Source organism: Lacrimispora indolis DSM 755, assembly GCF_000526995.1.
Classification (GTDB): Bacteria; Bacillota; Clostridia; order Lachnospirales; family Lachnospiraceae; genus Lacrimispora; species Lacrimispora indolis.
The window spans coordinates 6,191,985-6,217,465 of record NZ_AZUI01000001.1; the positions used below are offsets into that span (position 1 = coordinate 6,191,985).

24 protein-coding genes are annotated in these 25,481 nt (G+C 46.3%); 4 read left to right on the forward strand and 20 right to left on the reverse strand.

Annotated features, from left to right (window positions below; all coding sequences use genetic code 11):
* Positions 1 to 4: 4 nt before the first annotated feature.
* The 15 genes from K401_RS0129980 to K401_RS0130050 all read right to left on the reverse strand — a co-directional run bounded on the left by K401_RS0129980 (position 5) and on the right by K401_RS0130050 (position 17,068).
* Positions 5 to 1,036, reverse strand: coding sequence for an ATP--guanido phosphotransferase (locus tag K401_RS0129980; RefSeq protein ID WP_024296416.1), 1,032 nt, complete (start codon positions 1,034 to 1,036; stop codon positions 5 to 7).
* On the reverse strand, positions 1,029 to 1,634 hold the full coding sequence (locus K401_RS0129985) for a UvrB/UvrC motif-containing protein (RefSeq protein WP_024296417.1): 606 nt from the start codon (positions 1,632 to 1,634) through the stop codon (positions 1,029 to 1,031). The genes K401_RS0129980 and K401_RS0129985 overlap by 8 nt, the downstream gene beginning before the upstream one ends.
* 22 nt (positions 1,635 to 1,656) lie before the next feature.
* Positions 1,657 to 2,043, reverse strand: a complete 387-nt coding sequence (locus tag K401_RS0129990; RefSeq protein WP_024296418.1) for a GntR family transcriptional regulator — start codon at positions 2,041 to 2,043, stop codon at positions 1,657 to 1,659.
* 357 nt (positions 2,044 to 2,400) lie between these two features.
* Complete coding sequence (locus K401_RS0129995; protein WP_024296419.1) at positions 2,401 to 4,278, reverse strand: cadherin-like beta sandwich domain-containing protein; 1,878 nt, start codon at positions 4,276 to 4,278, stop codon at positions 2,401 to 2,403.
* A gap of 24 nt (positions 4,279 to 4,302) precedes the next feature.
* Entirely contained in the window at positions 4,303 to 6,645 is a 2,343-nt protein-coding gene (locus tag K401_RS0130000) for a dockerin type I domain-containing protein (RefSeq protein WP_024296420.1), read from the reverse strand.
* 290 nt (positions 6,646 to 6,935) lie between these two features.
* Positions 6,936 to 8,213: a hypothetical protein gene (locus tag K401_RS0130005; RefSeq protein WP_024296421.1), complete on the reverse strand. Its 1,278-nt coding sequence runs from the start codon at positions 8,211 to 8,213 to the stop codon at positions 6,936 to 6,938.
* A 29-nt stretch (positions 8,214 to 8,242) separates the two neighbouring features.
* Positions 8,243 to 9,334, reverse strand: a complete 1,092-nt coding sequence (locus tag K401_RS0130010; RefSeq protein WP_024296422.1) for a substrate-binding domain-containing protein — start codon at positions 9,332 to 9,334, stop codon at positions 8,243 to 8,245.
* 53 nt (positions 9,335 to 9,387) lie between these two features.
* Entirely contained in the window at positions 9,388 to 10,794 is a 1,407-nt protein-coding gene (gene uxaC / locus K401_RS0130015) for a glucuronate isomerase (protein ID WP_024296423.1), read from the reverse strand.
* Between the two features lie 20 nt (positions 10,795 to 10,814).
* Positions 10,815 to 11,615 (reverse strand): SDR family NAD(P)-dependent oxidoreductase, encoded by an 801-nt coding sequence (locus K401_RS0130020; protein ID WP_024296424.1) that lies wholly within the window; start codon positions 11,613 to 11,615, stop codon positions 10,815 to 10,817.
* Positions 11,616 to 11,637: 22 nt separating this feature from the next.
* Positions 11,638 to 12,876, reverse strand: a complete 1,239-nt coding sequence (locus tag K401_RS0130025; RefSeq protein WP_029701098.1) for a UxaA family hydrolase — start codon at positions 12,874 to 12,876, stop codon at positions 11,638 to 11,640.
* Complete coding sequence (locus K401_RS0130030; protein WP_027352251.1) at positions 12,869 to 13,192, reverse strand: UxaA family hydrolase; 324 nt, start codon at positions 13,190 to 13,192, stop codon at positions 12,869 to 12,871. The genes K401_RS0130025 and K401_RS0130030 overlap by 8 nt, the downstream gene beginning before the upstream one ends.
* 64 nt (positions 13,193 to 13,256) lie before the next feature.
* Positions 13,257 to 13,964 (reverse strand): RraA family protein, encoded by a 708-nt coding sequence (locus tag K401_RS0130035; RefSeq protein ID WP_024296427.1) that lies wholly within the window; start codon positions 13,962 to 13,964, stop codon positions 13,257 to 13,259.
* A 124-nt stretch (positions 13,965 to 14,088) separates the two neighbouring features.
* Positions 14,089 to 15,387, reverse strand: a complete 1,299-nt coding sequence (locus K401_RS0130040; RefSeq protein ID WP_024296428.1) for a TRAP transporter large permease — start codon at positions 15,385 to 15,387, stop codon at positions 14,089 to 14,091.
* Between the two features lies 1 nt (position 15,388).
* On the reverse strand, positions 15,389 to 15,895 hold the full coding sequence (locus K401_RS32180; protein WP_024296429.1) for a TRAP transporter small permease: 507 nt from the start codon (positions 15,893 to 15,895) through the stop codon (positions 15,389 to 15,391).
* Between the two features lie 84 nt (positions 15,896 to 15,979).
* Positions 15,980 to 17,068: a TRAP transporter substrate-binding protein gene (locus K401_RS0130050; RefSeq protein ID WP_024296430.1), complete on the reverse strand. Its 1,089-nt coding sequence runs from the start codon at positions 17,066 to 17,068 to the stop codon at positions 15,980 to 15,982.
* Positions 17,069 to 17,387: 319 nt separating this feature from the next.
* On the opposite strand from K401_RS0130050, the gene K401_RS0130055 reads away from it, so the two are divergent.
* From K401_RS0130055 to K401_RS0130070, 4 genes are read left to right on the forward strand one after another with little or no spacing between them, the layout of a single operon-like run.
* Positions 17,388 to 17,930: a YcxB family protein gene (locus K401_RS0130055; protein WP_024296431.1), complete on the forward strand. Its 543-nt coding sequence runs from the start codon at positions 17,388 to 17,390 to the stop codon at positions 17,928 to 17,930.
* Complete coding sequence (locus K401_RS0130060) at positions 17,927 to 19,042, forward strand: enolase C-terminal domain-like protein (protein WP_024296432.1); 1,116 nt, start codon at positions 17,927 to 17,929, stop codon at positions 19,040 to 19,042. Before K401_RS0130055 ends, K401_RS0130060 begins: the two co-directional genes overlap by 4 nt.
* 13 nt (positions 19,043 to 19,055) lie before the next feature.
* On the forward strand, positions 19,056 to 19,805 hold the full coding sequence (locus tag K401_RS0130065; protein ID WP_024296433.1) for an SDR family NAD(P)-dependent oxidoreductase: 750 nt from the start codon (positions 19,056 to 19,058) through the stop codon (positions 19,803 to 19,805).
* A complete protein-coding gene (locus K401_RS0130070; RefSeq protein ID WP_024296434.1) occupies positions 19,795 to 20,382 on the forward strand; it encodes a hypothetical protein in 588 nt (195 codons plus the stop codon). The genes K401_RS0130065 and K401_RS0130070 overlap by 11 nt, the downstream gene beginning before the upstream one ends.
* Positions 20,383 to 20,567: 185 nt before the next feature.
* On the opposite strand, the gene K401_RS0130075 is transcribed toward K401_RS0130070, so the two are convergent.
* Genes K401_RS0130075 through K401_RS0130095 form a run of 5 tightly spaced genes read right to left on the reverse strand, consistent with a single transcriptional unit; the run spans position 20,568 to position 25,472 of the window.
* Entirely contained in the window at positions 20,568 to 21,611 is a 1,044-nt protein-coding gene (locus K401_RS0130075) for a dipeptidase (RefSeq protein ID WP_024296435.1), read from the reverse strand.
* A gap of 33 nt (positions 21,612 to 21,644) precedes the next feature.
* Positions 21,645 to 22,622, reverse strand: coding sequence for an ABC transporter ATP-binding protein (locus K401_RS0130080; protein ID WP_024296436.1), 978 nt, complete (start codon positions 22,620 to 22,622; stop codon positions 21,645 to 21,647).
* Positions 22,623 to 23,612, reverse strand: a complete 990-nt coding sequence (locus tag K401_RS0130085; RefSeq protein WP_024296437.1) for an ABC transporter ATP-binding protein — start codon at positions 23,610 to 23,612, stop codon at positions 22,623 to 22,625.
* Positions 23,613 to 23,624: 12 nt separating this feature from the next.
* A complete protein-coding gene (locus tag K401_RS0130090; RefSeq protein ID WP_024296438.1) occupies positions 23,625 to 24,539 on the reverse strand; it encodes an ABC transporter permease in 915 nt (304 codons plus the stop codon).
* 12 nt (positions 24,540 to 24,551) lie between these two features.
* The gene (locus tag K401_RS0130095) at positions 24,552 to 25,472 is read right to left on the reverse strand and encodes an ABC transporter permease (protein WP_024296439.1); all 921 of its coding nucleotides are present in this window, start codon (positions 25,470 to 25,472) and stop codon (positions 24,552 to 24,554) included.
* Between the last annotated feature and the right edge of the window lie 9 nt (positions 25,473 to 25,481).

Consider the following 25,481-nt stretch of genomic DNA (forward strand, 5'->3'; position numbering starts at 1 on the left):
TTTCTTACAGCTCCGGTAATTCCTGACCGATGAATTCCGCCCTGGCCCCATCCAGTTCTTCCTTGCTTAAGGGGCGGTCCGAAATCTTCTGTAAATTTGCCGGCTGGATTCCAAGCATCAGGCGGTAGACGGAAAACTCCTCCTCTGTATGAATGAGGCCGTCTGCCAGCCCTGCCATGATCTGTGATAAGAAAATCATGGCATCCCTGGAGGTCAGCCTTCTGGAATATTTTAATACGCCATAGGATTTGTATACCTCATCCTCTCTCTCCTCCCGGTGCCTCTGGAGAGAAAGCTTCCTCACTGAAAGTTCCTGGTTGGTCAGCTGAATGGCTGCCTTTGAAACCGTATCTATGATCTCCCGTTCCGTCTGGCCCAGGGTTTTCTGATTAGATATTTCATAAAGGGAACCGAAGTTTTCGTCTCTTTCTCCATGAACGCCCCTGATGGAGGCTCCAAAGCGGCCCATATCGCTGATAAGGCCCTGGAACTTTCTTCCCTGTGACAGCATGGGAAGGTGCACCACCACAGTTGCTCTTAAACCGGTCCCAACATTGGTGGGAAAGGAAGTGAGATACCCATAGCGGTCATCAAAGGCATAGGCAAACCGTTCATTGATGTAATCATCGATCTTGTTGGCCCTTTCCCAAAGCTCTTCCAGATGAAGTCCCATCTGGAGAAGCTGGATCCTTATGTGGTCATCGCAATTAAACACAATGCCCGTATCTTCATTCTCGGAGATAAGGATGCCCGCAGGCTTTTTATTGGAAACGGCTGCTGAATTTAAGATCCGCCGCTCCCTAAGGGCCGCCCGGTCCAGTTCTTCCAGCTCACCGAGCATGGCAAATTCAAAATTCCTGCCTTCTTCCTTTCCCAAATCCTTTAAACCAAACTCCAGCCTGCGGACCAGCTCACCGCCTTCCTTTTCATCTAAAGTTGAAGGAAACTGGTAATCCTGACAGTTCCTGACCAGGCGGATCCTGCTGCTTATAATTCCAGGCCGGCCAGTATCCTGCTGTTCAAACCATCTAAGCATTTGTCTCATTTCCTTTCTTCAGCTCTTTTATCTTATCACGGCATACAGCTGCCGTCTCATAATCTTCAAAGCGTAAAGCCTCTTTTAATTTGGCATCCCACTGAAAGATCTCTTCATGATTACCCATGGCTTTGGGATCTGGCGCCTTGCCTGCAGAGTTCTCCTTTTCCTGGCCGGAATTTCCGCCTGTTCCCAAGACTGACGACAGATGATCCGGCTTTTGGTAAACCGGTGTTTTTCCCGTATGGACCAGATTTCCATGAAGCTGCTTTAAGCTGTCCTCCATAAGTGGGCCAAAGACACTGTAGCAGTCCGCACAGCCAAACCTGCTGTCTCTTACAAACTCATCATAGCTGGTGCCGCAGGACGGACAAACGATCTGATGAAGCTTATCAGGCCCCTGAGATTTGTCTTCGATTCCCAAAAGGCCGGAAAGCAGCTTTCCTAAGGGGAACTCCCCGTCAAAAATGGCTGCGTACACACCAAAATCCATCTCTTTTGCACATTGGGCACAGAAATGATGTTCTTTCTTTGTGCCATTTACAACTTCTGTATATTGTATATTTGCTTCGCGAATCTTACATCTTTCACATAACATAATGAACCTCCAATTCAGTGAATCACTCTTCACTCTGGCCTTTTAAAAATGACTGGAATATTTCGTCAACCAGCTGATGAACCTCTTCACATGACACATTTTTACAGACTCCTCTGGCAAGCACAACGCTTAAATCTCTGCGCATTTCATCAAGGACCTGAATTTTATCCACGTCCAGGGACACAACGGCACCCTTGCGGCGGTCCAGCTTGACAAATCCTTCCTGTTTCAGAACAGAGTACGCCTTATTTACCGTATGCATATTTATACCTATGTTGTCGGCCATCTGGCGCACGGAAGGCAGGGGGTCACCTTCTCTTATACTTGACCTGGCGATTCCTATGATTATCTGGTTCCGAAGCTGGATGTAGATCGCTTCATCACTGTTAAAATCAATTTGCAAGAACATATTTTCACCATCTTTCGTTATACCTGTTATATACATAATAGCACAATCCGCTGTTTTTTTCAACATGAAATATGGATTGGTATCATTCCCCTTTTTTAACGTAAAATGTTCTCTGTCTGCTGGTCATTATATGGTCAAATGTCATAAATTATATATTGATTTTTTTTATGTACACCCTGGCAATCCGAAGATTCCCCATGCATTGCAATAAGGGCCGGAAGACCGTGTATGGAATAAGAATAATCGATCTTTTATAACAAAAGCTTATAACGAAAGCACCTTCATTCAGGTGCTTTCGTTACTGGCATTTTAATTGTTTGTAATTTAACTATTTATCATTCAATCTTTTATCATTCTTTAATCATCTAAATCCAAAAACTCAAAGTCGTCTTCGTCCTCTGAAGGCTCTAGGGCTTCCTTAAAGCGTTTCGGTTCCTTATGGTCCGGCCTTGGGTCGTCCTTTCCTTTGTGCTTCACCGGAGGCTTTTCTACGGAAGCAGACAGATCACGTTCCAGGTCTTCTAAGCTTCCTTCCATGATAAAATCATCCTCTTCCTTTGCTTCCTGTTCTCCGGCACCCCTGTATTCAAGCTCGTCCATATATTCTTCCTCATATTCCGATCTTATCTTGGCTTTGGGGATATCACCTTCGGAGCTTTCCGCATTAATGCTTCCGGTTTTGGAGCTCTCTTTGTCAAATTCTTCCCTGGTATACCTTTTGATCCTGCTTGTGGGGATCTCTTCCTCCGGCTCAGCCCACACTCTGTCATCAGCCGCTTTTGGTTCCCTTCCTTTTCCCGAACTATCCCTGCCATTCCGTCCAGGGCCTGATCCGCTTCCTTTTCTTACGAGGAAGATCACAGCGACCAGAAGGCCGAGGGCAACGACGCTCACCACAATGAGAATATAGAACTGCATCCGGTAATCTTTGGTCAGATCATTGTATGTGTTGGCCATTTTCACATATTCATCATTGGAAACCCCGGAAGCATAGTATCTTTGGATGGTCTTTTCGGAAAGATCATAACGGTAGAAATACTTCTCTCCGTTCCAGTTCATGGCATAGAAAAGACAATACTGAGGCTCAGCCTCTGAGTTTTCCACCCAGCTGGTGACCCGCACGCCGTCAATATCGGCCTGGCGTTCACGGAATCCTTCGGGAATCACCGCATCCCCGTCAAGAGGAATGATAACAATGGCCTTTGCAACAGTCTCTACCTGCACAAACTGTGACCAGGTATCTGCTCCTTCGTTATAAATATAGAATCCGCCGTTTCCTCCTGCATCCTTTAAATAAAGCAGAAGAAGATCCTTTTCCAGTCCTTTTCCGGACATGACTTCGGTTCCCTTATAGGAATAGGTCCCTGCCTCAAAGCCTTCCGGAAGTGCTGATTCGTCAAAAGATGAAGCAATGCTGTATTCGGTTCCGTCAATGGTCACCGTTACAGCTCCGAATTCAGCTTCAGACGTTTCCGAGCTTCCTTCTGTGGCAGGAGGCGTTTCTCCGCCCTCTGCTTTTTTCACCTGAATGGTATAATTCTTAACTGTCTGCCCATCCTCAGCGGTCACTTTTACAACCACCTGGTTTTCTCCGGCCTTTAAGCCCTTGTCGCCCTGAAGGGTCACATGGGCTCCGGCATTGGCTGCCACCGCATTGACCACCAGGTCCGTTGTGTTTGCGTCAACCTCCGCCGTATAGCTGTCAACAGAGGCAGAAAACCCAGGAGTCAGTGTTCCCGGAGAAATCTTTAATGATTTCAAAGTTGCATCCTTTGAATACGTGGCAGGTGACGTGACCTTTACCGACGAGTTTCCTTGCTTGCTTAAGGAAAGAGCCTGGGAATCCACATCATAGATTTCCTGGGAGGTTACGCTGATCTGGGTATTTCCTGCCTGAAGGGCTTTAAATTTTAAAGTAAAGCTAAAGGTTTTCTGATCGGCTGAATCCATGGTTCCCAAAACCTTAATAGCCCCTGCGCCGCCGTTTGCATTGGTTCCGCTGACAAATTCCAGAATATTGGGATCATAAGCCAGCATGATTTCCGCCGTACCCAGGGCACTGTCACTGGTCACTTTCATGTTTACCGTCACTTCGTTCCCAACCATGACCGATGGGTCGGAAAATGCGATCTTGGCATCTGCGGCCCAGGATACCATCTGTCCGGCAGGACCGGCCATGGCAATCATACAGGCCAGCATCAAACCAGCCGTCAGTTTTTTCAGTTTCCTATTCATATTATCTCCTATTTCTGCCGGACATTAAAGTCCGAGGATTTTTTTCTGCAAAAGCAGAAGATCCTGAGAATTCACTTTGCCGTCTCCATTAAAATCAGCGGCCAGCTTTCCCTTCTCCGGTATGGTTTCCAGGCCAAGAAGGTAGCGCTGAAGCTTGAGAACATCCAGGCTGTTTATTTTCCCGTCTCCATTGATATCACCTTTTGTATATGCAGCAGACTGATCGGCAGCAGAAGAAGCCTGTGTCTGCTGGGGACCGCCGGAAGCAGCCTCCGTTACCTTAACGTCTGTTCCGGGTCCCTGGGATATAACTCCCGTAGAAGTCTGTACGGAAATGTTCGTAGAGCCATCCGGCGCTATGGTCACATTGCTTCCCCCCGGCGTGCCCGCATTGTCCGTGCCGGAAGGTTTGGATACTCCCGGTCCCGTGCTGCTGCCAGGTCCTGAAGAGGTATTGCTGCCGGTGCTGCTGCCTTGTCCGGAAGAACTGCTTCCGTCGGGGTTTGCGCCCACGCCTGAAGAATAGGTGGGGCCGTTGTTCTGGCGCACCACATGAAGGACGTATTGTCTGACACTGCCGTTTTGAGCGGTAACAGACACCTTTATATCATTATTGCCGCTTGAAAGAGCGATCGATCCGGTTCCGCCCACAGAAGCCAGGGAACTGAGAGGAGTCGCATACACATTGATATTTGATACGCCAGGATCTACGATTAAGTTGTATTCCAGGGTATCGCGGCTAAAGGTGGGAGTCATGGCGAATCCTTCCACGCTTAAACCGGACAGCTTATTGTTGGGATTTCCGTCGCCGGTAGGCTGGCTGCAGGCATTATCGGGCATGTTGTTATAGACAGGGATCTTAAATTCAAGCTCTGTCTGTTTCATGTCACTGTTATAGGCCTTTGAATAAACAGCACCTTCTGATGCAGCTCCCTGTACATTGGTCATATACTGGTGTTTATATAAGTTGGACCCCTGTACATTAAACTTCTTCAGATAAAAGGTATCCTGCCCAACTTTTACATAGTTATTACCATAATAAAAAGCTCCGCCTAAAATTGATTTTTCAGGTGAATTCCATGGCCTTTCATAACTGCCGGACTGAGATGCCCACCATAAGCCTCTTTGTACCGCAGTCATGGTTCCGGACTGATATGCTTCTATATTAAAAAAATTATAATACCCCTCATATCCAGGCTCTGTTCCTGAAACGCTTTTGCCTGTGCCTGAAGAGCCCTGCTCCTGAATGATCATGGCCACAAGAACGTAAGGGTTCACCCCGGACTGGGCAGCCGCATTCATGATCATATTCACATAGTCGCTGCTGCCTGTGACTGTTCCAGTCGTATTGGAGGATGACGGCCCCGTAAGGGTGGCTCCAGGCCCGTATTCCATGAGTATAGGAAGATTTTTCGGCGTAATGGAGGCCTGAGGCCCTTCCAGACTTACATTTCCTGAACCAGAACCGGATTCCGGCTCTGAACCGGTGGTTGGACTGATCGCTGCTCCGGGCCCAACCACTGCTCCCGGTCCTGTGACGGTACCGCCGCCGGAAGAACTGTCCGTACTGCCCGGCGCACTACCGCTGCTTCCGCCGGCAGATTCACCCGATAAAAACGTCCCCTTTACCATGGTCTTTAACCCTTCCAACCTGTGCTTGCCGCTGTCATAGGTATGGGTCATAAACTGGAATACATTGGTCTCATCAAGGAAATTTCTGGGGTCCATATAATATTTCACAATATCTTCAGAAGCGGTGACCCAGGTGCTTCCGTCGTATCCGATCCATGTGCTGGTATCCCAGTTGTAAGCGCCGTCTACTGTGGACTTCCAGGATGACAGGCTGTTGGTGTGGACCAGGGTCTTTCCTGCCTGGCTCTCCTCCTTAACAGCTGTGCTCCAGTCCAGATTCGTATGCTGGGCGCGGAACACCCACTTGGGATACTGGGCATGGAGAGCACGCAGCTTCACCTTATAGCTTTCCGGAAATCCCTCTGCCGTAAGACGGGATTCAAAATCTGCATCATTGGTATAGGACGCCGGAAACCGAAGAAAGCTTTTAGAAACATATCCGGTGACCGTCTGTCCGCCGGAGCCCGACACCCGGATCTGATACCAAAGGGCTCCATCCGAAGCATTTTTTTCATCGATTACAGTCACGGAGGCCCCATTCGTTAATTTTGTAACAATGCCATAGGTCGTACCAGGGCCGCTTCTCACATTCAGCGAGGTGGCATTTACCGTTGCTGCCTTTTCCGTATAGGCGTACGCATTTATGTATGGCGAAACAACTCCCGCATAAGAGTCCATCACCAGGACACTGGCCAGAATTAGGGCCATCTTACGAGCTTTTTTATACTTTTTCATCTGTTTCTCCCAATATGTCCTCTTGTATTTATGAATTTCCAATTACATGTAAATTATACATTTATTTATTATAATGACAAATGATACCATGTGTCAACCAAATCAGGCAAAGTTCAGGCAAATGGAAATATTTGTAAGAAAAACTTTAAATTTGCAACAAGCGGGGGTATAAACCAGGGGCAAAATCAGAATTCAAATTAAGTGAACAATAACCCGTGAAAAAGGCGCTGCACCCCGGCTTTTCTTGATATAGCCGTATTGCAGCGCCTCGCCTGTTATATAACTTTTATTTAAGCCTGAGGTTCTTTGGAAGAAACGCAATAAACATTTACGTTCTTATTCATCCGGCTGTTAAAAAAGATCCGGTCACCTGCATGGCTGTAAATCGGATGAGGATGAGCATCCTGGCCCAGCCAGTCGCTTTCATGCCTGCAAAGAGGCAACCATTTCAGTTCCCCCTTATCCCAATCCGGAATTACCTTACATATGTACTCGGCATCCTTTTTGTGAGGATCAGGTCCGTTATCCGTACTGTTATCCCTGACCTTTTTCATTTCCCAAGGATATTTAAAATACCCGTCACAAACCAGATTTCCAACATGGTCCATGGTAAAATGCCCATAGGCATCATAATCATCCGGCAATGCAATTTCCCAGTACTTACCGGATTCCAGCTGGTATTTCCCCACCATGGCCGGTCCGTTTGCATAGCCGCCATGATAAACAATGGCGGTTCCGTCGTCGGTCCACATCTCATGGCAGACCCAGTCATCGGCCGTCCGTCTGTATCCTTTGGAATTTCCCAGAGTATCCCCTCCTTCTAAACGCACCGGGGAAATAGAATCCGAGACATGGTCATACAGCCAGATTCTCCTGATTCCGCAGGAAAAGCTTGGCCATTCGTGGTTATACATGATCTCCTCTGAGTTGACCGGATTGAACTGAACATGGGTGATCCAGCATCTGGGCACCTCTTTTTCGTAAAGCAGCTCACCGCTTTCCGTATCATACACACACAAATAGCTGCTTAAATTTTCCTCCTGTACTCTTTTGTCTATGTTATAGACCGGTCTTTTGTCCAGCCCGCTTCCTTCCGTTTCCGGATCATAATCCAGGCATCTTCCATCCGTCATGGGAACACAGAGGAATTTTCCATCTGCGCTCACATGGGTGAACGCTGTCATACGGCCATCCGGGACGGCATTTAATACGGTGATGGTTCCATTTACATCTGTTTTACAAATTTTGTCATCCTGGATAAAGTAAATGATATCTCTCTGGCAATCCAGACTTACACTTGCCTTTCCCAGTCCTTTTTGAAAGGTTCCGTCAAAATAGACATAGCTTTTTAAAACACCGTTATAATTTTCCGTAATCGTCTTTTCTTCTCCGGTCATTAAGTTCCGGACCACTACATTGGGGTTCCCACCCTTGTCGCATATCAGATAGAGCCGTTCCTCATCCCGGCTTACAGAGGAACAGGTAAAATAAAGCAGCTGAGTGTTAAAAGAATCCTGATTCCCGCAGCCTCCTGCCAGCATGCGTCCGTTTCGTATTGTTTGATCCATCTTTTTTCTACAACTCCTAAAAGCTGCGCTTATTCCAGAAAGCGCAGCGAATTTTTATCATACAGGGCCATATTGCTTCTGAAAATCATCTGACTGCCCACAACAAACAGTTCATCCGGGAGGATATCCCGAAGCAGATAATCCATCAAAAATTTAGTTGCCAGAAAGGACTGGGCATAAGGGTTTTTCTGAACCAGATTATGAAACGTACCTCTGCGAAGAAATTCCTTGTTTTCCACAAATAAATCACTCCCTACGGCTACCAGCTCCCCTGCTCTGCCGCTCTCTTCCAGCGCCCGCCCCAACATCACGCTGGATCTGGAGGAAACACAGCATGCCGCAGCTACATCCGGCCGGTTAATATATGCCAGAATGTTCTGGTAAGATTCTTCATCAATCTGATTGGAATGCTCTTTGTACACCAGATTCCGGTGGTGGTTCTCACGCAAATAATCATCAAATCCCTTTTCAATCAAGCGATGAGAAGGATATGCCATTTTTCCAGCACAAAGCAGAATGCTGCCGCAGGAAGGGATCCTTCCTGATACCTGTTCTGCCATGGTGCGTCCGATGCTGTCATAATCGGCTGCAACACAGCATAAACGTCCGCTTTCCGGGATATCCGTGTCAACCAGAGCAAGTGCAAGGCCGTTTTCCACGTATCTGCGCAGCTGCTCCTCTGTATACGGGCAGCTGTTCCCCTGGATCACAAGCCCATCAAGCTCCCCAGCCTCCAAAAGGGCCGTCAATTCCTTCAGTGCCCTGCTTTTTGCTCCTGTTAACCGCTCTTCCTTCCAGTTTTCCGGATAAGAAAATTCCTGGCAGTTAATGTTATAGTCATACAAGGTTTCCACATAGGCACGCAAACCATTCCATAGCTGGGGATAGTAAAACCGGTTATCTTCATCAACACCCGGAAAGCATGCTGCCAGACGCAGAGTTTTTCTTTTTAAGGATGCTGCCACTATATTCGGATGATAATCCATCTCCCTCGCCAGGGTACAGATGCGGTCACGGGTTGCCGCACTTACCCCCGGTTTATTGTTCAGTGCCAGGTGAACCGTTCCAAGTGATACTCCTGCCAGGCTTGCTATGTCTTTGATTGTAGCCCTTTTCTTCATCAGGCTCCTCCTCTTTCCATGATTATTTTGCCTTTTGCGAAACCATGTGGGACTTAAAATCCAAAATACTCTTTTACATTATAATAGCAGATATTCTGAATGATCGTTTTTAGCTCTTCCTCCCCACCAAAATACTCACCCCGCTCTGCCAGTTCACCGAAATAATTGCACAGCACACGGCGGTAGAGTTCATGACGCGGATAGGATAAAAAGCTTCTGCTGTCTGTCAGCATTCCCACAGACAGGCTGACCGGATATAAATTGGCCACTGACTTAAACTGGCGTTCAATGCCATAGCTCTGGTCATGGAACCACCATGGAGCGCCAAGCTGTACCTTTGCACGAGTAGCTTTTTCGCAAAACCCTGCTGCAAGTATAGCATAATTTTCCACATTTGTTCCATCCAAACAGTATAAAATCGTCTTAGGAAGCAGATCAATCTCATTCAGACGGTTTAAAAGTTCCCCGACGCTCTGTATTTTTGTAGAATCGTCTGCACAATCAAACCCGGTGCTCTGACCCACCAGTTCTACATACTTTCTGTTTGCATTTAAATAGGTTCCGATATGGAGCTGCATCACATATCCGTTGCGGCAGTACATCTTCCCCATTTCAAACAGAAATGCGCTGCGGTATTTGTCATCTTCAAGCTTTGTTAAGGACTCTCCATGGATGGCCTTTGTAAAAATTTCTTCAATCTCTTCTTTGGAGGCATCAACCCATGTAAAATCCGGAATGCCGTCATCAGATACCGTGGTTCCTGTAATCTCTTTAAAAAATCTAAGCCGGATCTCCAATGCTTCCAGCATATCTCCAAAGCTTGTTACCGTCAAGCCTGAGGCATCGCTCAGTGCCTTCATATAAGCAGGAAACCCTTTCCCGGCAGCAAACATGGCCTTATCAGGACGGAATGCGGTGATGACCCGGACTCCAAAGGAAGACTCCTTTTTCAAAGCAATATGATAGCGAAGATCATCCACCGGATCTTCTGTGGTGCTTGCCAGTTCTACATTGGAGTGCTCCATACACCAGCGGGGTGTGATGTTCTTGTCCCTGATCATGACTTTTGTCTGGTCATAAATCCTTTTGGCATTGGTCTCACAAAGAGGTTCATTAATATCAAAAAAACGCTTTAATTCCAGCGCACACCAGATGTAAACAGGATTTCCGATCAACTGGGGAAGTATTCTGGCAAATTCTAAATACTTTTCATAATAGGTCGTTTCTTTTCCGGTAATGTACCGTTCTTCGATGCCAAACGTCCTCATGGCCCGCCATTTATAATGGTCACCGGACAACCACATCTCACCCAGATCCTCAAATTGTTTGTTTTCGTAGATTTCCCTGGGCTGCAGGTGACAGTGGTAATCAATGATGGGCATTGATTCCGCATATTTATGGTATAACATGCGCCCTGTCTCATTGGTGAGGTAAAGCTCCTCATTAAAACATGTATTCATCTTAAATACCGCCCTTTCTTTTAAAAGCCGATTAATGCACCGCCGTCTACGGGAATACAGCTTCCACTTATGTAGCGCGCCGCATCGCTGCAAAGAAACGCAGCGCACATTCCCACATCCATAGGATCGCCTACGGTTTTTGCAGGAATGCGTCCCATGATTTTAGCGAAACGTACCGGATCCGTATCAGTCGCTTTATGGAACATAGGCGTATCGATCCAGCCTGGGGCAATGGCATTTACTGTGATGCCAAATTCTGCAAGTTCTGCAGTCAGGGTATGAATCAGCCCCAGATATCCTGCCTTGGCTGTGGAATATCCGGAAACCTGGGGTTGTCCGATGTAGCTTGTCATGCTGGCCTGGAACAGGATTCGTCCATGTCCCAGCTCCTTCATCTGGGGAACAAACGCTTTTGTCAGGGCAAATGCACCTACCAGATGGACATTCAGTACGCTTACGTATTCTTCCACGCTCATTTCCCATATGAACTTTTTACAGTGGTTTCCTGCATTATTAATCAATATACTGACCGGCCCCTGTTCCTTAAGGATCCGGTCCGCCATCTCCTGTGTCCGGTCGGTATCCGTAATATTAAACGTGTAATATACTGTCCGGCTGCCAAACTCTTCCAAGGCGGGAGCCGCCTGCTCCGGAGACTCCATGCTGAGCACAACGACCCTGGCACCTGCGTTAACAAGACATCGGGTAATTGCCAGTCCAAGTCCCGTAGCTCCTCCTGTCACAACGGCCGTCTGCCCTTTTAAAGAGTAGTAGTTCTTTATATCAAAATCTTCAATCTGCTGTTGCGTAAATGCAGCCATGTTCCATTCCTCCTGATCGATCCTATTCTTCACAGTTCCTCTTGAAAGTCACCTGCTTTTCCTGATATTTATAAGGAACAAAGTATTCCCTGTGGCCCAGAGCTTCACTTTTCGTCATTTGACCTGCGGCTGTTTCTTTTACCAGGTAAGCCAGCTTTAATGCCAGTTCATCCTGGCTGCATTCTCCCATTAATACAGGGCTTGCATCAAAATCCATGTCCTCTTCCATACGGTGGTAGGTCTCATGATTTCCGGTAATTTTAATACACGGGCTTACCGCACTTCCAACCACATTTCCCCGCCCCGTCACCAAAAATACCAGGTGGGCTCCGCAGCTGATCAGATCCATCAAGCCCTCATTGTCATTGGGATTGGTGATTCCAAACTGCATCCAATAGGGATCCGGTGTGGAATCAAGAAGCCATAGGCCCGGTCCCGGCACCGTCCCTGACACTTTCACGACGCCCTGTATGGGGCGGCTACCGCTTTTAATAACGGCGCCCATACTCTTTTCTTCAATGGTGGAAAGTCCTCCCGCAAAATTGCCGGGGCTTACGGAATACTGTCTCACGGATCTGCAATAATCGAGCGCTTTTTCATAGGTATACCGGATCTCGTTTCCGGCGTTTTCATCGGCTGCCCGGGAGGTTAAAAGATCCACTAGGCCAATGGCTTCCACAATTTCTTCAAAAACTGCTGTGCCGCCTAAATCCACCAGCTTATCATAAAATCTGCCGACTACCACATTTCCTGCAAGGCCGCTGGTATAATCACTGCCTCCGCATTCTGCACCAATCACAAGATCCGAAAACCCCATTTCCACCCGGGGAACTTTTTTTAATGCTTCCAGCATATGATTTACGCAGGCCAGCCCCTTTTCCACTGATAAGCGGGTTCCTCCCACTTCCTGAATGAACAGCCAGTCTGCCTCTTTTCCTTCTTCTTTTGCAATCCTGAAAAGCCATTCCGGCTGTACGTATTCGCAGCCTAATCCGACTGCAAGCACACCGCCTATATTCGGATGGCGGATGAGGCTGATCAACAGATTCACCGCATATTGATTGTCTGTACAACCGTCAAATCCAACCAGCTCCACATCAGGGCTGCCTGCCTTTTCCACGATCTGTCTGGCTACAAATTCGCTGCATTTTACCGTATAAATAACCAGCACCCGGTTTCTGATCCCCTTTATGCCGTTCTTTCGCCCATATCCAAGCCAGCGCACATCCTGCAAATCCACATCTGTCCCTCCTCTATTCATATCTGGTATCCTTGGGAGCACCTGTCACCTCGTCCAGATGGCCGGAACGCTCATCATATAAACTGCAGATATTATGAAGATGAACCCAGCTTCCTGGGGAGATGTTTTCTGTTGCGCGCCCGATTACCACCCCGTATTTTATGATATCCGCTCCTGCCTCAATCATTCTCAGGGCAATCTTATGTCCGGCCGGAACCTTCCCAACTGCTTCCACCGACGGAAAAGAAGTGTCTCCCCGCAGCAATACATTTCCGGGATGCAAAGGTCCCAGAGCGGTTGCCACATTGTCCGAAAAATGTATCTGAAATGCAATCACGCCTTTTCTCCTTTCTCCTTTTCTGCCTCTTTTGGGAGCGCATAAAGCTCTTCCCCAAGGCTGATTACAGAATTCCAAAAGTAGCAAATGCCTCTGTGGCACTCATTCCGCTTTCAATTGCCTTACGTACCTTTTTCTCTCCCGCAGCTTTTAAAAGCGCCTTTTCCAGAACTTCCTCTGCCACTTCCTTCGGAATGATCAATACACCGTCAATATCACCGAAAACCAGATCCCCGTCATGTATCGTCACCTGGCCGATCTCAATGGTACAGCGGTAGTCATAAACATACGTGCGTACGCTGGAATCCTGGGCCCAGCATGCCCTGGCAAAAACCGGCCAGTTTATATCCAGCACCTGAGGAGTATCACGGGTATAGCCATCCACTACGGCACCTGCTGCCCCCCGGACCTTTGCGGTGGTTGTCAGCAGTTCTCCCCACAGGGCACTGTTATGAGCACCGGTTGCAATGTAGACTTCATTGGGCCTTAACTGGTCCAGAGCCTCTGTCAGATATCCGAAGGGTTTTTCCGGCATACCGTATACATCGTTTTCCAGTACCGTACAGGCATAACCTGCCAGCTTAATCCGGTTATCCGGCTCTTCTGAATTTCCGAAAATCCGGACCGGCGCCAGTGCAGCCAGAGGACGGATCTCCGCAGGAAGAAACTGATGAGTATACCCCATCTGATCCAGGATATCTCCCACCACCGGAGTATATAATCTGCTCTTCATCAGCTCAAACATTTCTTCATCGTTTTTCCATACAGCCATAATGATAAACTCTCCTTATTATAATCCTAGTAAATCGGATATTCGCAATCCGCTTCCCTGCCTAATGAGGTAAAAAATGCTGCTGCAGCACCTGGACGGAACGCAGCAGCCGATTCTGTTTTCCTTATACCGGCATGATCATATTCGGCAGGAACATGACAAATGCAGGAATATAGGTAACAATCAGTAAAACGAGCAGCATAACCAGATAGAACGGCACCAGAGTCTTCGAAAGACGTTCAATGGGAATTTTGGATATGGCAGCTCCGATAAACAGGGTGGACCCAACCGGCGGGGTAATCAGGCCGATTCCCAGATTAACGATCATGATAACACCAAAGTGAACCGGGTCCACCCCAACACTGGTGGCGATAGGAAGGAGAATCGGAGTCAGGACCAAAATGATACAGCTCATATCCATCATGGTTCCAAAAATCAGCATCAGAACGTTCATCATGACCAGAATTAAATATTTGTTGGTCGTTATACCAAGAATTGCATTGGAAATAAGGACCGGTACTTTTAAATAGGTCAGCAGCCATCCAAAAGCAGATGAGGTTGCGATCAGGATCAGGACAATTGCCAGCGTATTCAAAGCGTTCTCAATGACATACCAGACGTCTTTTATTTTCATTTTCCGGTATATAAATATGGATACGAAAAATGCCCATACAACTGCAATGGCAGCGGATTCTGTGGCAGTAAAAACACCGGCAACTACTCCCACCACAACAATCATCACCGTAAACATTCCCCATACGGCCTCTCCGGAAACCCTGATCAGTCTCTTAAGGCTGAAGGCCCCGCCCTTGGGATAATTTTTCTTTATGGAAATAATATAACTATAGATCATCAGGGCGACGCCTAAAACAACGCCCGGAACAAAGCCGGCAAGGAAAAGGCGCCCTATGGACACACTGCCGGCAACCGTAGCAAAAATAACCATATTGTGGCTGGGAGGTATGAGAATCCCCTGTACAGAGCTTGCCATGGTAACATTTGTGGCAAAATCATCATCATATCCCTGATCTACCATCATCGGTATCAGGATCGTGCCAAGAGATGCCGTATCTGCTGCGGAGGAACCGGAAATGCCGCCGAAAAACATGGAAGCCACAATATTTACCATGGCAAGACCGCCCTGGATCCAACCTACCAATGCATCGGACAAATCAATCAGACGGTCTGAAATCCCGCCCTTTCCCATGATCTCACCTGCAATAATAAAAAACGGAACTGCCATCAGGGAAAAAGAAAACACACCTTTTACCATCAGCTGGACCACCTGCATCAGCGGAAGCTTTAAATAGGCCATGGTAATGACGCTGGATACACCGATGGCATATGCCACCGGCATGCGGAAGGCAATAAAGCCAAAAAACGTAGTAAGCAATAAAATGATTGCAACGGATTCATTCACCATTTTATTTTCCTCCTTTCTTTTCATAACCCGCCGGGGTCTTGCCCAGCAATTGCAAAAGGAACAGAAGAAAACGTTCACTCTGCATCAAAAGCATGCAGATACCGGCAATGGGCACTGAAGCATACAAAACGCTTTGCTTGCAGCCAAGGCCTGACATGATACTGGCCTGCATCAGCTTTGTAAATTGGATTCCGTACACGATCATGAACACGCTGAATGCAAAAATACAGAAATGACTCATGGCCTTTAAAAAATCAATGGCCTTTGTTGGCAGCAGATAATCAATCAGCATAACGCGGATATGAGTATCTGTGCGGACGGCAAGGGAAGCACTGATCAGTGCCATATATACCATACAAAGCAGAATGGCCTGTTCTCCCCACCTGGGAGTGATGTGCAGTATGTATCGGCAAAACACCACAAATGTTGTAATGCAGATAGAGGCAATGAAAACAATCTTGCAAAATGACATAAACAGCCAGTACACAGCATCATAGAATTTCTTCACTTATGTCTCCTCCTAACAAGTATTATAGGAATCACTCAGATAACAGAAGGGCAGAACATCTCTGCCCTTTTAAACCATGGATATTTACTTCTGAACCTCAAGCATTTTCTGTAACAGATCTTCCATTCCGGCGGTATAGCTTGCCCATACACTCTCACAGGCAGCCTGGGCTTTCGCCTTGTCTTCATCGGTCATTTCAATAATGGTAACGCCTTTATCTTCCAGTTCTTTCCGGAGAGCAGTCTCTTCTGCCTCGATTTCACCTTTGTTCCAGTCTGATGCCTTCTGTCCGGCTGCCAGTAAGATCTCCTTGTCCTCTTCACTTAAGGCATTCCACTTTGCTTCCGCCATCATAACGATTCCAGGGCTGAAAGTATGTCCGCTCATTAAATAATAAGGAGCGACTTCATAGAATTTATTGGAGGCATATCCCGGCAGACCATTTTCAGCTCCATCTACGACGCCTGTCTGCAGGGAACTGTATAACTCGCTGTAAGAAATCGGTGTAGGCTGTGCACCCAGCGCTGACATGGTATCCATCATAAGAGCTGTTTCCGGCACGCGGATCTTTTTGTTCTTAATATCATCCAATCCCTTAATCTCCTTGGAGGTGAACATATTACGAGCCCCTTCATCGGTATAAAATAACCCTACCATTCCGGCACCCACTTCACTTCCTTCTGTTAAGAATGCCTGACCCAATTCCTTTTCTTCCAGAACCTTCCACATTCCTTCACGGCTGGAAAAGATAAACGGCAGTCCGAATATGTTTAATTTCTTAAAACCATAATCGGATAAGGAGTTGGTGTTTCCGCGATACATGTCAACAGTTCCCCCGCCCATTTGCAAAGCATTCAGACAGGTTTTTTCATCCCCCAGGGTTGATGCGGAATATACCTCGATCTTAATGCGGCCATTGGACATATCGTCAACGTAAGCGGCAAACTTGTACCCCACCTTGGTATTGATGTTGTCATCGCTGTTTAATTCTGCGTACTTAAAAACAAGCTCCGGCGCAGCGGAACCGGTTTTTGCTGCTGTGGTTTCTGCTGCCTTTGTCTCTTTTGACGGTGCTGCAGTTGTGGCTGCATCGGTAGAACCGGATCCGGATCCACAGCCTGCCAGGCTGGCTGCCATAGCAGTTACAAGCGTCATAGCCAGTAATTTTTTCATGATCTTTCCTCCTGAATAAAATTAGAATATAGTTTTTGCAAGACCTTTTCAGTTACTAAAACGTTTCAAAAGCCTTATGCAAAAAGATTATAATATATTCACCTTTTTGTCAATAATATTTTTATAATTCTTAATATTTTGTGCATTATTTTACTTCACCTCATTTTATCACTTCTAATAATAAAATATTTTCTTATAAAACGACAACATTATGGTATTTTGTTCATTTTTACATAAAAAACGTTTTAGTATTTACTTTTAAAACCGCATATGATACTATATTTCTGCAAATGTCCGATTTCAGAAGGGAGTAAATAATATGGAACAGTCTTTTGATCCAAAAATTATTATGCATGTTGCTATAAGCAAAGAGCAGTTTTGCAGTTTTTCCAATTTCCAGGCATTTCGTTTGCATCACCGTTTTTTAAGCCTGATTGCATTTGCAGCCCTGCTCTTTCTGTTTGGATGGTTCCAGCTTATAACCGGAAGCCAGGTTCTGTGTGCTGTCTTTGCAGGGATAGGATTCCTGTTTCCTGCAGTTTATCTGTATCAATACAAAAACAGCGTAAAAGCACAGATACAAAAACTTCATCTGGAAGATAACCCATATGAGGCATACACCATTCACCTTAACCACAGCGGCATTTCTGCAGACACCAAAAAGGAGCACAGTTCCTATGACTGGAAAGATCTTTCTGCCGCTCATAAAGTCGGAGACTGTACATTTTTGTATTACACACAAAAACGGGCATTTATTCTTCCCGACAACTGCATCACAAAAGGCACAAAAGAAGAGCTATGGCAGCTTCTTTGCAGCAATATGCCAAAACATTCCGTAAAGAAATGGAGAAGACAATTATGAAAATCGTAACCTTTGAAACCTGGTGGGTCAGCAGAGAACATTGTCTATTTGACAAAAAACGCCAGGGAAACGCAGCTATGGACTGGGATGTCATTGCAATCCGAATCGGCACAGACACAGGGGTCTATGGAACCGCCACCTGCCTGGCGGCCAGAAGCGGCGCAGTCAGCGAAGCTTATCTTTATGATAACATTGCGCCGGTTATCCTTGGACGGGACCCTCATGACCGGGAAGCGATCTGGCACGAGCTTTGGAACATTGACCGTCACCTGACATTTTTCCCGGTGTATCTGCCTGGCCCCATTGACGTTGCTTTATGGGATATCTGCGCCAGGGAAGCAGGGATCCCGCTATATAAATACATTGGAGCATACCGAAGCAGTCTTCCGGTTTATGCCAGCGGAAATTTTCATTCCACAGTTAAGGAATACGTTGACGAGGCTCTTCATTACAAAGCATTGGGAGTTCCCGGTTATAAGGCCCATCCAGCCGGACCTGCGGCCTTTGATATGGAGGTACATAAGGCCCTTCGGGATGCCGTTGGCTCTGACTACATTCTGATGAGCGATCCTGTTGCTGAATACACCATGGGAGATGCGGTAGCCATAGGCCGCCAGCTGGAAGGGTTGGGCTACAAATGGCTGGAGGAACCATTCCGGGATTTTGAACTTTATAAGTACACCGAGCTTTGCCGGACCCTGGATATCCCCATTGCCGCAACGGAAACAACCAGAGGTGCACACTGGGGCGTAGCTCAGGCCATTGCCCAGCGGTCTGCGGATATTGTCCGGGCAGATGTAAGCTGGAAAGACGGCATTACAGGGACCTTAAAGATCGCACACATGGCAGAAGGCTTCGGTTTGAACTGCGAAATTCATACAACTACCATGAACTATATGGATTTGGTCAACCTCCATGTCAGCTGTGCAATTCGTAACTGCGAATATTTCGAATATTTCGTCCCCGAAGAAAACTATCAGCTGCCCATGAAGGGAAAGCTGCCAATTAAAAACGGAATCATTACGGTACCGGATAAACCAGGCATCGGCGCCGAGCTTGACTGGGAACTGATCGAAAAGTCCTGCCGCAGTCACCGTAAACTAGAACTTTAATGAGGAGAATATCATGAAAGAGTTAGAAGGACGTGCCGGAATCATTACCGGCGGAAGCAGCGGAATCGGACTGGCCATGGCAAACGCACTGGCCGAGGCCGGCGCTGCAGTATACATTATCAGCCGTTCCGGAAAGACAAAAGAAGGATATGAGGAAAGCATAAAGGGAACCGAACATATCAAAGGTGATATCAGTGATTTCCATGCTATGGAAAAGATCTGCCAAGAGCTTGCCGCCCGTCACGGCGGCCATCTGGATTTTCTCATAAACAATGCCGGCGCAACGTTTAAATGTCTGGCACAGGATTTTCCAGAAGAGGAATTTAACCGGATCATAAACGTCAATGTGGCCTGCGTATTCCGCATGAGCCAGATCTGCTATCCGTTTCTAAAGAACAGCCCATATAAAGGCAGAATTGTAAACATCTCCAGCATGAGCGCTCATCTGGGCTTTTCCCAGGTCGTTCCCTACTGCACCAGCAAGGCTGCCGTATGTGGAATGACCCGCGGTCTTGCCGTGGAATGGGCGGAAGATGGCATCTGCGTCAACAGCATTGCTCCAGGGTGGTTCCACAGCAAAATGTTAGACGACATCATGGATGAGGAACGCGGTGCTAAAATCCTCGGACGTATGCCAATGCATAAGCTGGGTCATGCAGAAGATCTCGGAGCACTGGCCAGATTGCTGATCGGACCCAATGGCAGCTATATCACCGGTCAGGATTATGCCTTAGACGGCGGAGCTTTGGCTTATGGCTATTGATCTCCCAAAAGCCAGTCCCGTTTCTGCCCTCCTCTGTCTAGCTGCTTGTTTTATTTGTCTCTCTTCCTTCCCTGCCAGCGGAAAAAGCGAGGAAACCTTATCAGTTTCCAGGCTATGGGAAGAAAAAGGCAATGAAACAAATGGACTTATGCTGTCAAACGATGAACTGAAAGCAGATTCTAAGGAAGGCGGCAATTACTACGGAATCATGACCGTCCCTTCTTTTGACCGGATTACAGTAAAATGGACCGGTAAAGGAAATCTCAAGATTTTCCTGCGGGTCCAGGACGATGATCCCAATAACGTCAGCGACTGGCAGCCCATATCTGGAAACGGCGGCAGTTACCTTTACCGAATGGACGGAATTTTAAGCTTTCAACCTTTTAAACAGGAACCCCAATATCGAAATCTTGAAATACACGCAGAGTTTTCGCCCGGTACCTCCCTGCAGGAAATAACTCTGGATTTTTCCAAAGAAGAAAACAACGCAAAGTCCACTCTTGTACTGATTGTTGTCATGCTCCTGTCCGGCTGCGTGCTGTATCTGAAAAAAAGACGGATCCAGGATCTTCAATAGCATGAATTACTCTCAGAGTGTAAACTGATCCTTACTTATGCAAACAACTTTAACTCTAAATCAAATGCTCCTTTCAGTGAGAATTAAGATACGATAATTCTCATTGAAAAGGAGCATTTTTATGGGAGTTGCAAAAGAATAAATCAAGCGGAAGGAATGACTGCTCCGAAGATGAGCAACTGTTCTCATGGCAGAAATTCATAAAAATAAGTCAAAAAATTTCCGCCGATTATTTTGGCTATGGTTTCCTCTGAATGACCCCGCCTCAGCAATTCCGCCGTAATTTCTGGAATCTGGGCATGGCTAGTAATACAGTCTTCCTTTGGTTTTTCTATATTATGTCCAGATACTGCCATAAAATAGGAGTCGCACAAATCAAAACCAAAACCAACATGAGAATCACCGGCAAGACGAATGACATGCTCTAAATGATCACACATTTTGGGAACTGAATCCAGAGAGGGATCTGCTCCGACAATATCTTTATAAGCATTCAGCCCCATGATTCCGTTTTGCTTTGCCAGCACAAGGATCTGCTCATCTGTTAAATTCCGGTAATTCATATGAATGCTTCGGGCATTGGAATGAGTTGCAATAAAGGGCTTTGATGTCAGGGAGGCTAATTCTTTAAAGCCCTCATCATTTAAATGGCTGATATCCAGAAACATAGGTATTTCTTCCATAAGAGCTACGGTTTCCCGCCCCAGCAGCGATAATCCGCCTTTTATATCTTTTAAATCCGAGGCATTACAGCAGCCCTCTGCAAAATAATTCCTTCTGCTCCAGGTAAGGCTAGCTCCTCTCACCCCCATTTCATAAAAAGCCCATAAAAGATCCTTTTCAGCGCCAATGGGATCAAGTCCTTCCATATAAAGGATGATTCCTATTTTATCTGATGCCAGTACAGTTTCCAGATCATGTTTTGTTTTTACTAACAATACCTCATCAGACACAGATTTTAAGTCCATCAATAAGGCGCTGATCTGATTTAAAGCCTGTTTCAGTCCTCTCTCAGGCAGATCCTGGCTGACAACAAACACAGAAGATACAACCAGATTCACACCGCCTTTTTTTAAATTATCCAGATAGTGGTTCCTGATTACTTCCTTTTCTCCGGACTGGTATCTTAGATGGATTTCCGCTGCCAAATCCAAATGAGCATCGACCACGGGATGCTTTTTATGTATCTGCATTGCAGCATTCCAATAATCATCATTTATTCGGGCCATTTTTTTCTCCATATTTACGTTTTTTAGTAAGAATCAATTTTTAAATACCTTTAAGCAGGAAACCATGTGATCGGGCGCGGCCTCCATGAGTTCAGGAGTTTTTTGCAGGCATTCAGGGGCTGCATACCTGCACCGTGTATGAAAAGGACAGCCTGATGGCAGATTCACAGGACTTGGCAGATCTCCCTCCAAAAGCTGCATTTTTTCAAAAGACTTTTCTCCAACAATGGGAATGGCACTTAATAAGGCCTGTGTATAAGGATGCAGGGGATTTTTGTACAATTCCTTCTTGTCCGCCAGTTCCACGATCTGTCCTAAATACATGACGGCGATTCTGTCTGCTATATGGTGTACCACACTTAAATCATGAGAGATAAATACCAGAGATAAATGCAGCCGTTTTTGCAGTTCCATTAAAAGGTTAATAATCTGGGACTGTATGGACACATCAAGTGCGGAAACCGGCTCATCACATAGAATCAGCCTGGGATTTACAGATAATGCCCTGGCAATTCCGATTCTTTGTCTTTGTCCTCCGGAAAATTCATGAGGATATCTGGTAATATAGTATTTGTTTAACCCGCACAGCTCCATTAGCTCCACAATTCGCTGGAGGCGTTCCTTTTTATTGGAATAGAGCTTTTGAACGTCCATTGGTTCCCCAATAATATCACCGACAGTCATCCGGGGATCCAAGGAAGCGTAGGGATCCTGAAACATAATCTGAATATTTTTTCTGTAAGGGCGGAATCTTTTATCATTAAAACCGGTCACATCCTCCTGATCATATAAAATGGTTCCGCCGGAAGGCTGTATAAGCTTTACAAGCGTACGCCCCAGCGTGGTTTTACCGCAGCCCGATTCTCCTACAATGCCCAGGGTCTCCCCTTCTTTTATACCGAAGCTCACCTGGTTTACCGCCTTTACATAGAGCTTTTGGCCATTTTTCCCTTTCTTCTTTAAGGAAAACCATTTTGAAAGATTTTTCACTTCCATGATGTATTCACTCATTTATTTTCCCTCCCAGTCAGATGCATACCGAAAGCAGCGTACCGTTCCGGACGGCCGGCCAATAAATTCGGGCTTTTCACGAAAGCATTTATCACAGGCATAGTCACATCTGGGAGCAAACAAACAGCCCTCATGTTTTTCCAGAAGATTCGGAACCATGCCTTTTATCATATACAAGTCTTTCTCTGTATCTTCCGTGATTTTGGGTACAGAGGACAAGAGCGCTTTCGTATATGGATGCAGGGGACTTAGAAAGATATTCTCACCGGCGCCGTATTCCACGATTTTTCCCGCATACATGATAATAACCTTATCTGCGACAGAAGAGATAACACCAAGATCATGGGTAATGAGCATAACAGCCATATGTAAGGACTTCTTTAATTCCTCAATCAGCTGCAAAATCTGCGCCTGTACGGTAACGTCTAAGGCTGTGGTAGGTTCATCACAGATCAGTAAATCGGGGCTGCAGGCCAGTGCCATGCCAATCATAACTCTTTGGCGCATTCCTCCGGATAATTGATGAGGATATTCCCCATATCTTTGCTCCGGAAGGGGAATCTTAACCAGACGAAGCATTTCAATTGCTTTTTGCTTAGCCTCCCTGCGGGATATTTTCTGATGAATCCGCAAGGTTTCTGCAATCTGTATTCCAACGGTCATAACAGGGTTTAAGGAGGTCATGGGTTCCTGGAAAATCATCGCAATTTTTCCGCCCCGTATTTTCCGCATTTCAGCGTTGCTTTTCTTTAATAAATCCTCACCTTCAAAAAGGACCTCACCGCCTGCAATTCTCCCGGGGGGATCCGGCACCTGGCGCATAACAGAGAGCGCCGTCAAGCTCTTTCCGCAGCCGGATTCCCCTACCACGCCAAGGGTTTCTCCCTGTCTGATGCAAAAGGATATGCCGTCTAATGCTTTTACGTTTCCTTCTTCCAGGAAAAAGTGAGTCTGTAAATCTTTTACTTCCAATAAAATATCTTTTTCCATCGTACATTCCTCCTACATATTTTTCAGTTTCGGATCCAGGGCATCTCTAAGGGCATCCCCTAAGGTATTAAAGGCCAGAACGGTGATCATAATGGCAATGCCCGGATAAATGCTGAACATAGGCTGCTGTCTTAAAAAGGTCCGTGCCGTACTGATCATCTCCCCCCAGCTTGCAGTGGGCGGCGCCACACCAAGGCCCAGAAAGCTTAATGTGGCCTCCAGCATAATATCGCTTGGGATATCCAGTGTGGTGATGACAATGATGGTGGATAAACAGTTGGGAATCATATGCTTTACCATGATCCTGAAATCAGATGCACCTGCTGCCCTGGCTGCCTCTGCATATTCTTTTGTACGCAGCTGCAAAACCTGACTTCTGATCAATCTGGCATGTCCTGTCCAGCCGATCACACCGATTGCAATGAATACATTCATAATTCCCTGTCCCAGAATAAACATGACCGCAATCGCAAATAAGATAAAGGGAAAAGAGGCGAAAATCTCAATAATTCTGGATAATACCGTATCAATCTTTCCCCCATAGTAACCGGCCGCAGTGCCCACGATCACCCCTATGGTAACGGCAATGGCTTCAGCCACAATACCGACGGCCAGAGAGATCCTTGTACCGTAAATAATACGGGAAAGAATATCTCTTCCATAATTATCCGTCCCCAGCGGGTGCGCGGCCGAAATGTCTGCAAACTTGTTCAGCACATCCTGCTCATAAGGATCATGAGGAGCGATGAACGGTGCAAAAACAGCAATGACAGCCAGCAAAATAATAAGGACCAGACAAACCATGGCAAATTTATTTTTTTTAAACCGTTTCCATGCATCCTTATACAGGCTGGTGGATTCCAGATCACTCATTCCGATTTCTTCGTATAAAGCATTTCTGTTAAACAATGATTGTAATATTTTCATAACTGATTCCCCTTACGAAACTCTGATACGGGGATCAATTACCCCGTAGAGTAAATCAATAATCAAATTGATCAGAACAAATAGTGCGGCAGTATACAAAACAGTGCCTTGTATCACCGGAATATCACGGACCATAATCGCATTGATCGCTATTTTTCCGATACCTGATATGGAAAAAATGGTTTCTATGATCATGGAACCAGTTAAAATGGATTTCATCTGTGTGCCGGATAAGGTAACAATGGGGATGGCTGCATTCCTCATGACGTGCCTTATAATGATCATGACTTCATGAACGCCCTTTGCCCTTGCAGTTTTTACATAATCCTGAGAAATGGCATCCAGCACACTGGTACGGACCAGTCTGGCCATGGAACCGGCATAGGTTGAACCAAGAGCAATCATGGGAAGAATATAACCGGAGAGAGACTTGAGTCCGGATATAGGCAGCCAGTGCAGTTTTAATCCAAAGATGATCTGAAATACAATTGCAATCCAGAACACCGGCAGAGAGATGCCAAGCATTGCAACAATCATGAATACCTTGTCCGCCGGCTTTCCGCGGAAAACGGCTGCCAGGGTCCCGCAGATGATCCCTATAAAACCGGAAAATAAAAAAGAGATGGTCCCTACTTTTAAGGTTGCGGACAGGCCTGATGCCAGCATATTTATTACGGAAGTTTTTTCAAAATAGCTGTTCCCCAGATTACCGCTGAAGGCATTCAGTACAAAGCTTAAATATTGTACAGGAAGCGGCCGGTCCAGTCCCCATTCACGCCTCAGATTTTCCACCGTCTGGGGGGAAGCGCTTTTATCAAGCATAACGGCAACCGGGTCACCGGGAATTACATTTAATAACAGAAAAGTAACCAGGGTAACACCGATTAAAACAATGAATGCCTGACCCAATCGTTTCACAAAATATTTTGCCATAAGACATCC

Bases quoted from the DNA above. Each gene is read 5' to 3' on its own strand.
- K401_RS0129980 (WP_024296416.1), bottom strand. From the start codon at position 1,036: ATGCTTAGATGGTTTGAACAGCAGGATACTGGCCGGCCTGGAATTATA.
- K401_RS0129985 (WP_024296417.1), bottom strand. From the start codon at position 1,634: ATGTTATGTGAAAGATGTAAGATTCGCGAAGCAAATATACAATATACA.
- K401_RS0129990 (WP_024296418.1), bottom strand. From the start codon at position 2,043: ATGTTCTTGCAAATTGATTTTAACAGTGATGAAGCGATCTACATCCAG.
- K401_RS0129995 (WP_024296419.1), bottom strand. From the start codon at position 4,278: ATGAATAGGAAACTGAAAAAACTGACGGCTGGTTTGATGCTGGCCTGT.
- K401_RS0130000 (WP_024296420.1), bottom strand. From the start codon at position 6,645: ATGAAAAAGTATAAAAAAGCTCGTAAGATGGCCCTAATTCTGGCCAGT.
- K401_RS0130005 (WP_024296421.1), bottom strand. From the start codon at position 8,213: ATGGATCAAACAATACGAAACGGACGCATGCTGGCAGGAGGCTGCGGG.
- K401_RS0130010 (WP_024296422.1), bottom strand. From the start codon at position 9,334: ATGAAGAAAAGGGCTACAATCAAAGACATAGCAAGCCTGGCAGGAGTA.
- uxaC (WP_024296423.1), bottom strand. From the start codon at position 10,794: ATGAATACATGTTTTAATGAGGAGCTTTACCTCACCAATGAGACAGGG.
- K401_RS0130020 (WP_024296424.1), bottom strand. From the start codon at position 11,615: ATGGCTGCATTTACGCAACAGCAGATTGAAGATTTTGATATAAAGAAC.
- K401_RS0130025 (WP_029701098.1), bottom strand. From the start codon at position 12,876: ATGAATAGAGGAGGGACAGATGTGGATTTGCAGGATGTGCGCTGGCTT.
- K401_RS0130035 (WP_024296427.1), bottom strand. From the start codon at position 13,964: ATGGCTGTATGGAAAAACGATGAAGAAATGTTTGAGCTGATGAAGAGC.
- K401_RS0130040 (WP_024296428.1), bottom strand. From the start codon at position 15,387: ATGGTGAATGAATCCGTTGCAATCATTTTATTGCTTACTACGTTTTTT.
- K401_RS0130050 (WP_024296430.1), bottom strand. From the start codon at position 17,068: ATGAAAAAATTACTGGCTATGACGCTTGTAACTGCTATGGCAGCCAGC.
- K401_RS0130055 (WP_024296431.1), top strand. From the start codon at position 17,388: ATGGAACAGTCTTTTGATCCAAAAATTATTATGCATGTTGCTATAAGC.
- K401_RS0130060 (WP_024296432.1), top strand. From the start codon at position 17,927: ATGAAAATCGTAACCTTTGAAACCTGGTGGGTCAGCAGAGAACATTGT.
- K401_RS0130065 (WP_024296433.1), top strand. From the start codon at position 19,056: ATGAAAGAGTTAGAAGGACGTGCCGGAATCATTACCGGCGGAAGCAGC.
- K401_RS0130070 (WP_024296434.1), top strand. From the start codon at position 19,795: ATGGCTATTGATCTCCCAAAAGCCAGTCCCGTTTCTGCCCTCCTCTGT.
- K401_RS0130075 (WP_024296435.1), bottom strand. From the start codon at position 21,611: ATGGCCCGAATAAATGATGATTATTGGAATGCTGCAATGCAGATACAT.
- K401_RS0130080 (WP_024296436.1), bottom strand. From the start codon at position 22,622: ATGAGTGAATACATCATGGAAGTGAAAAATCTTTCAAAATGGTTTTCC.
- K401_RS0130085 (WP_024296437.1), bottom strand. From the start codon at position 23,612: ATGGAAAAAGATATTTTATTGGAAGTAAAAGATTTACAGACTCACTTT.
- K401_RS0130090 (WP_024296438.1), bottom strand. From the start codon at position 24,539: ATGAAAATATTACAATCATTGTTTAACAGAAATGCTTTATACGAAGAA.
- K401_RS0130095 (WP_024296439.1), bottom strand. From the start codon at position 25,472: ATGGCAAAATATTTTGTGAAACGATTGGGTCAGGCATTCATTGTTTTA.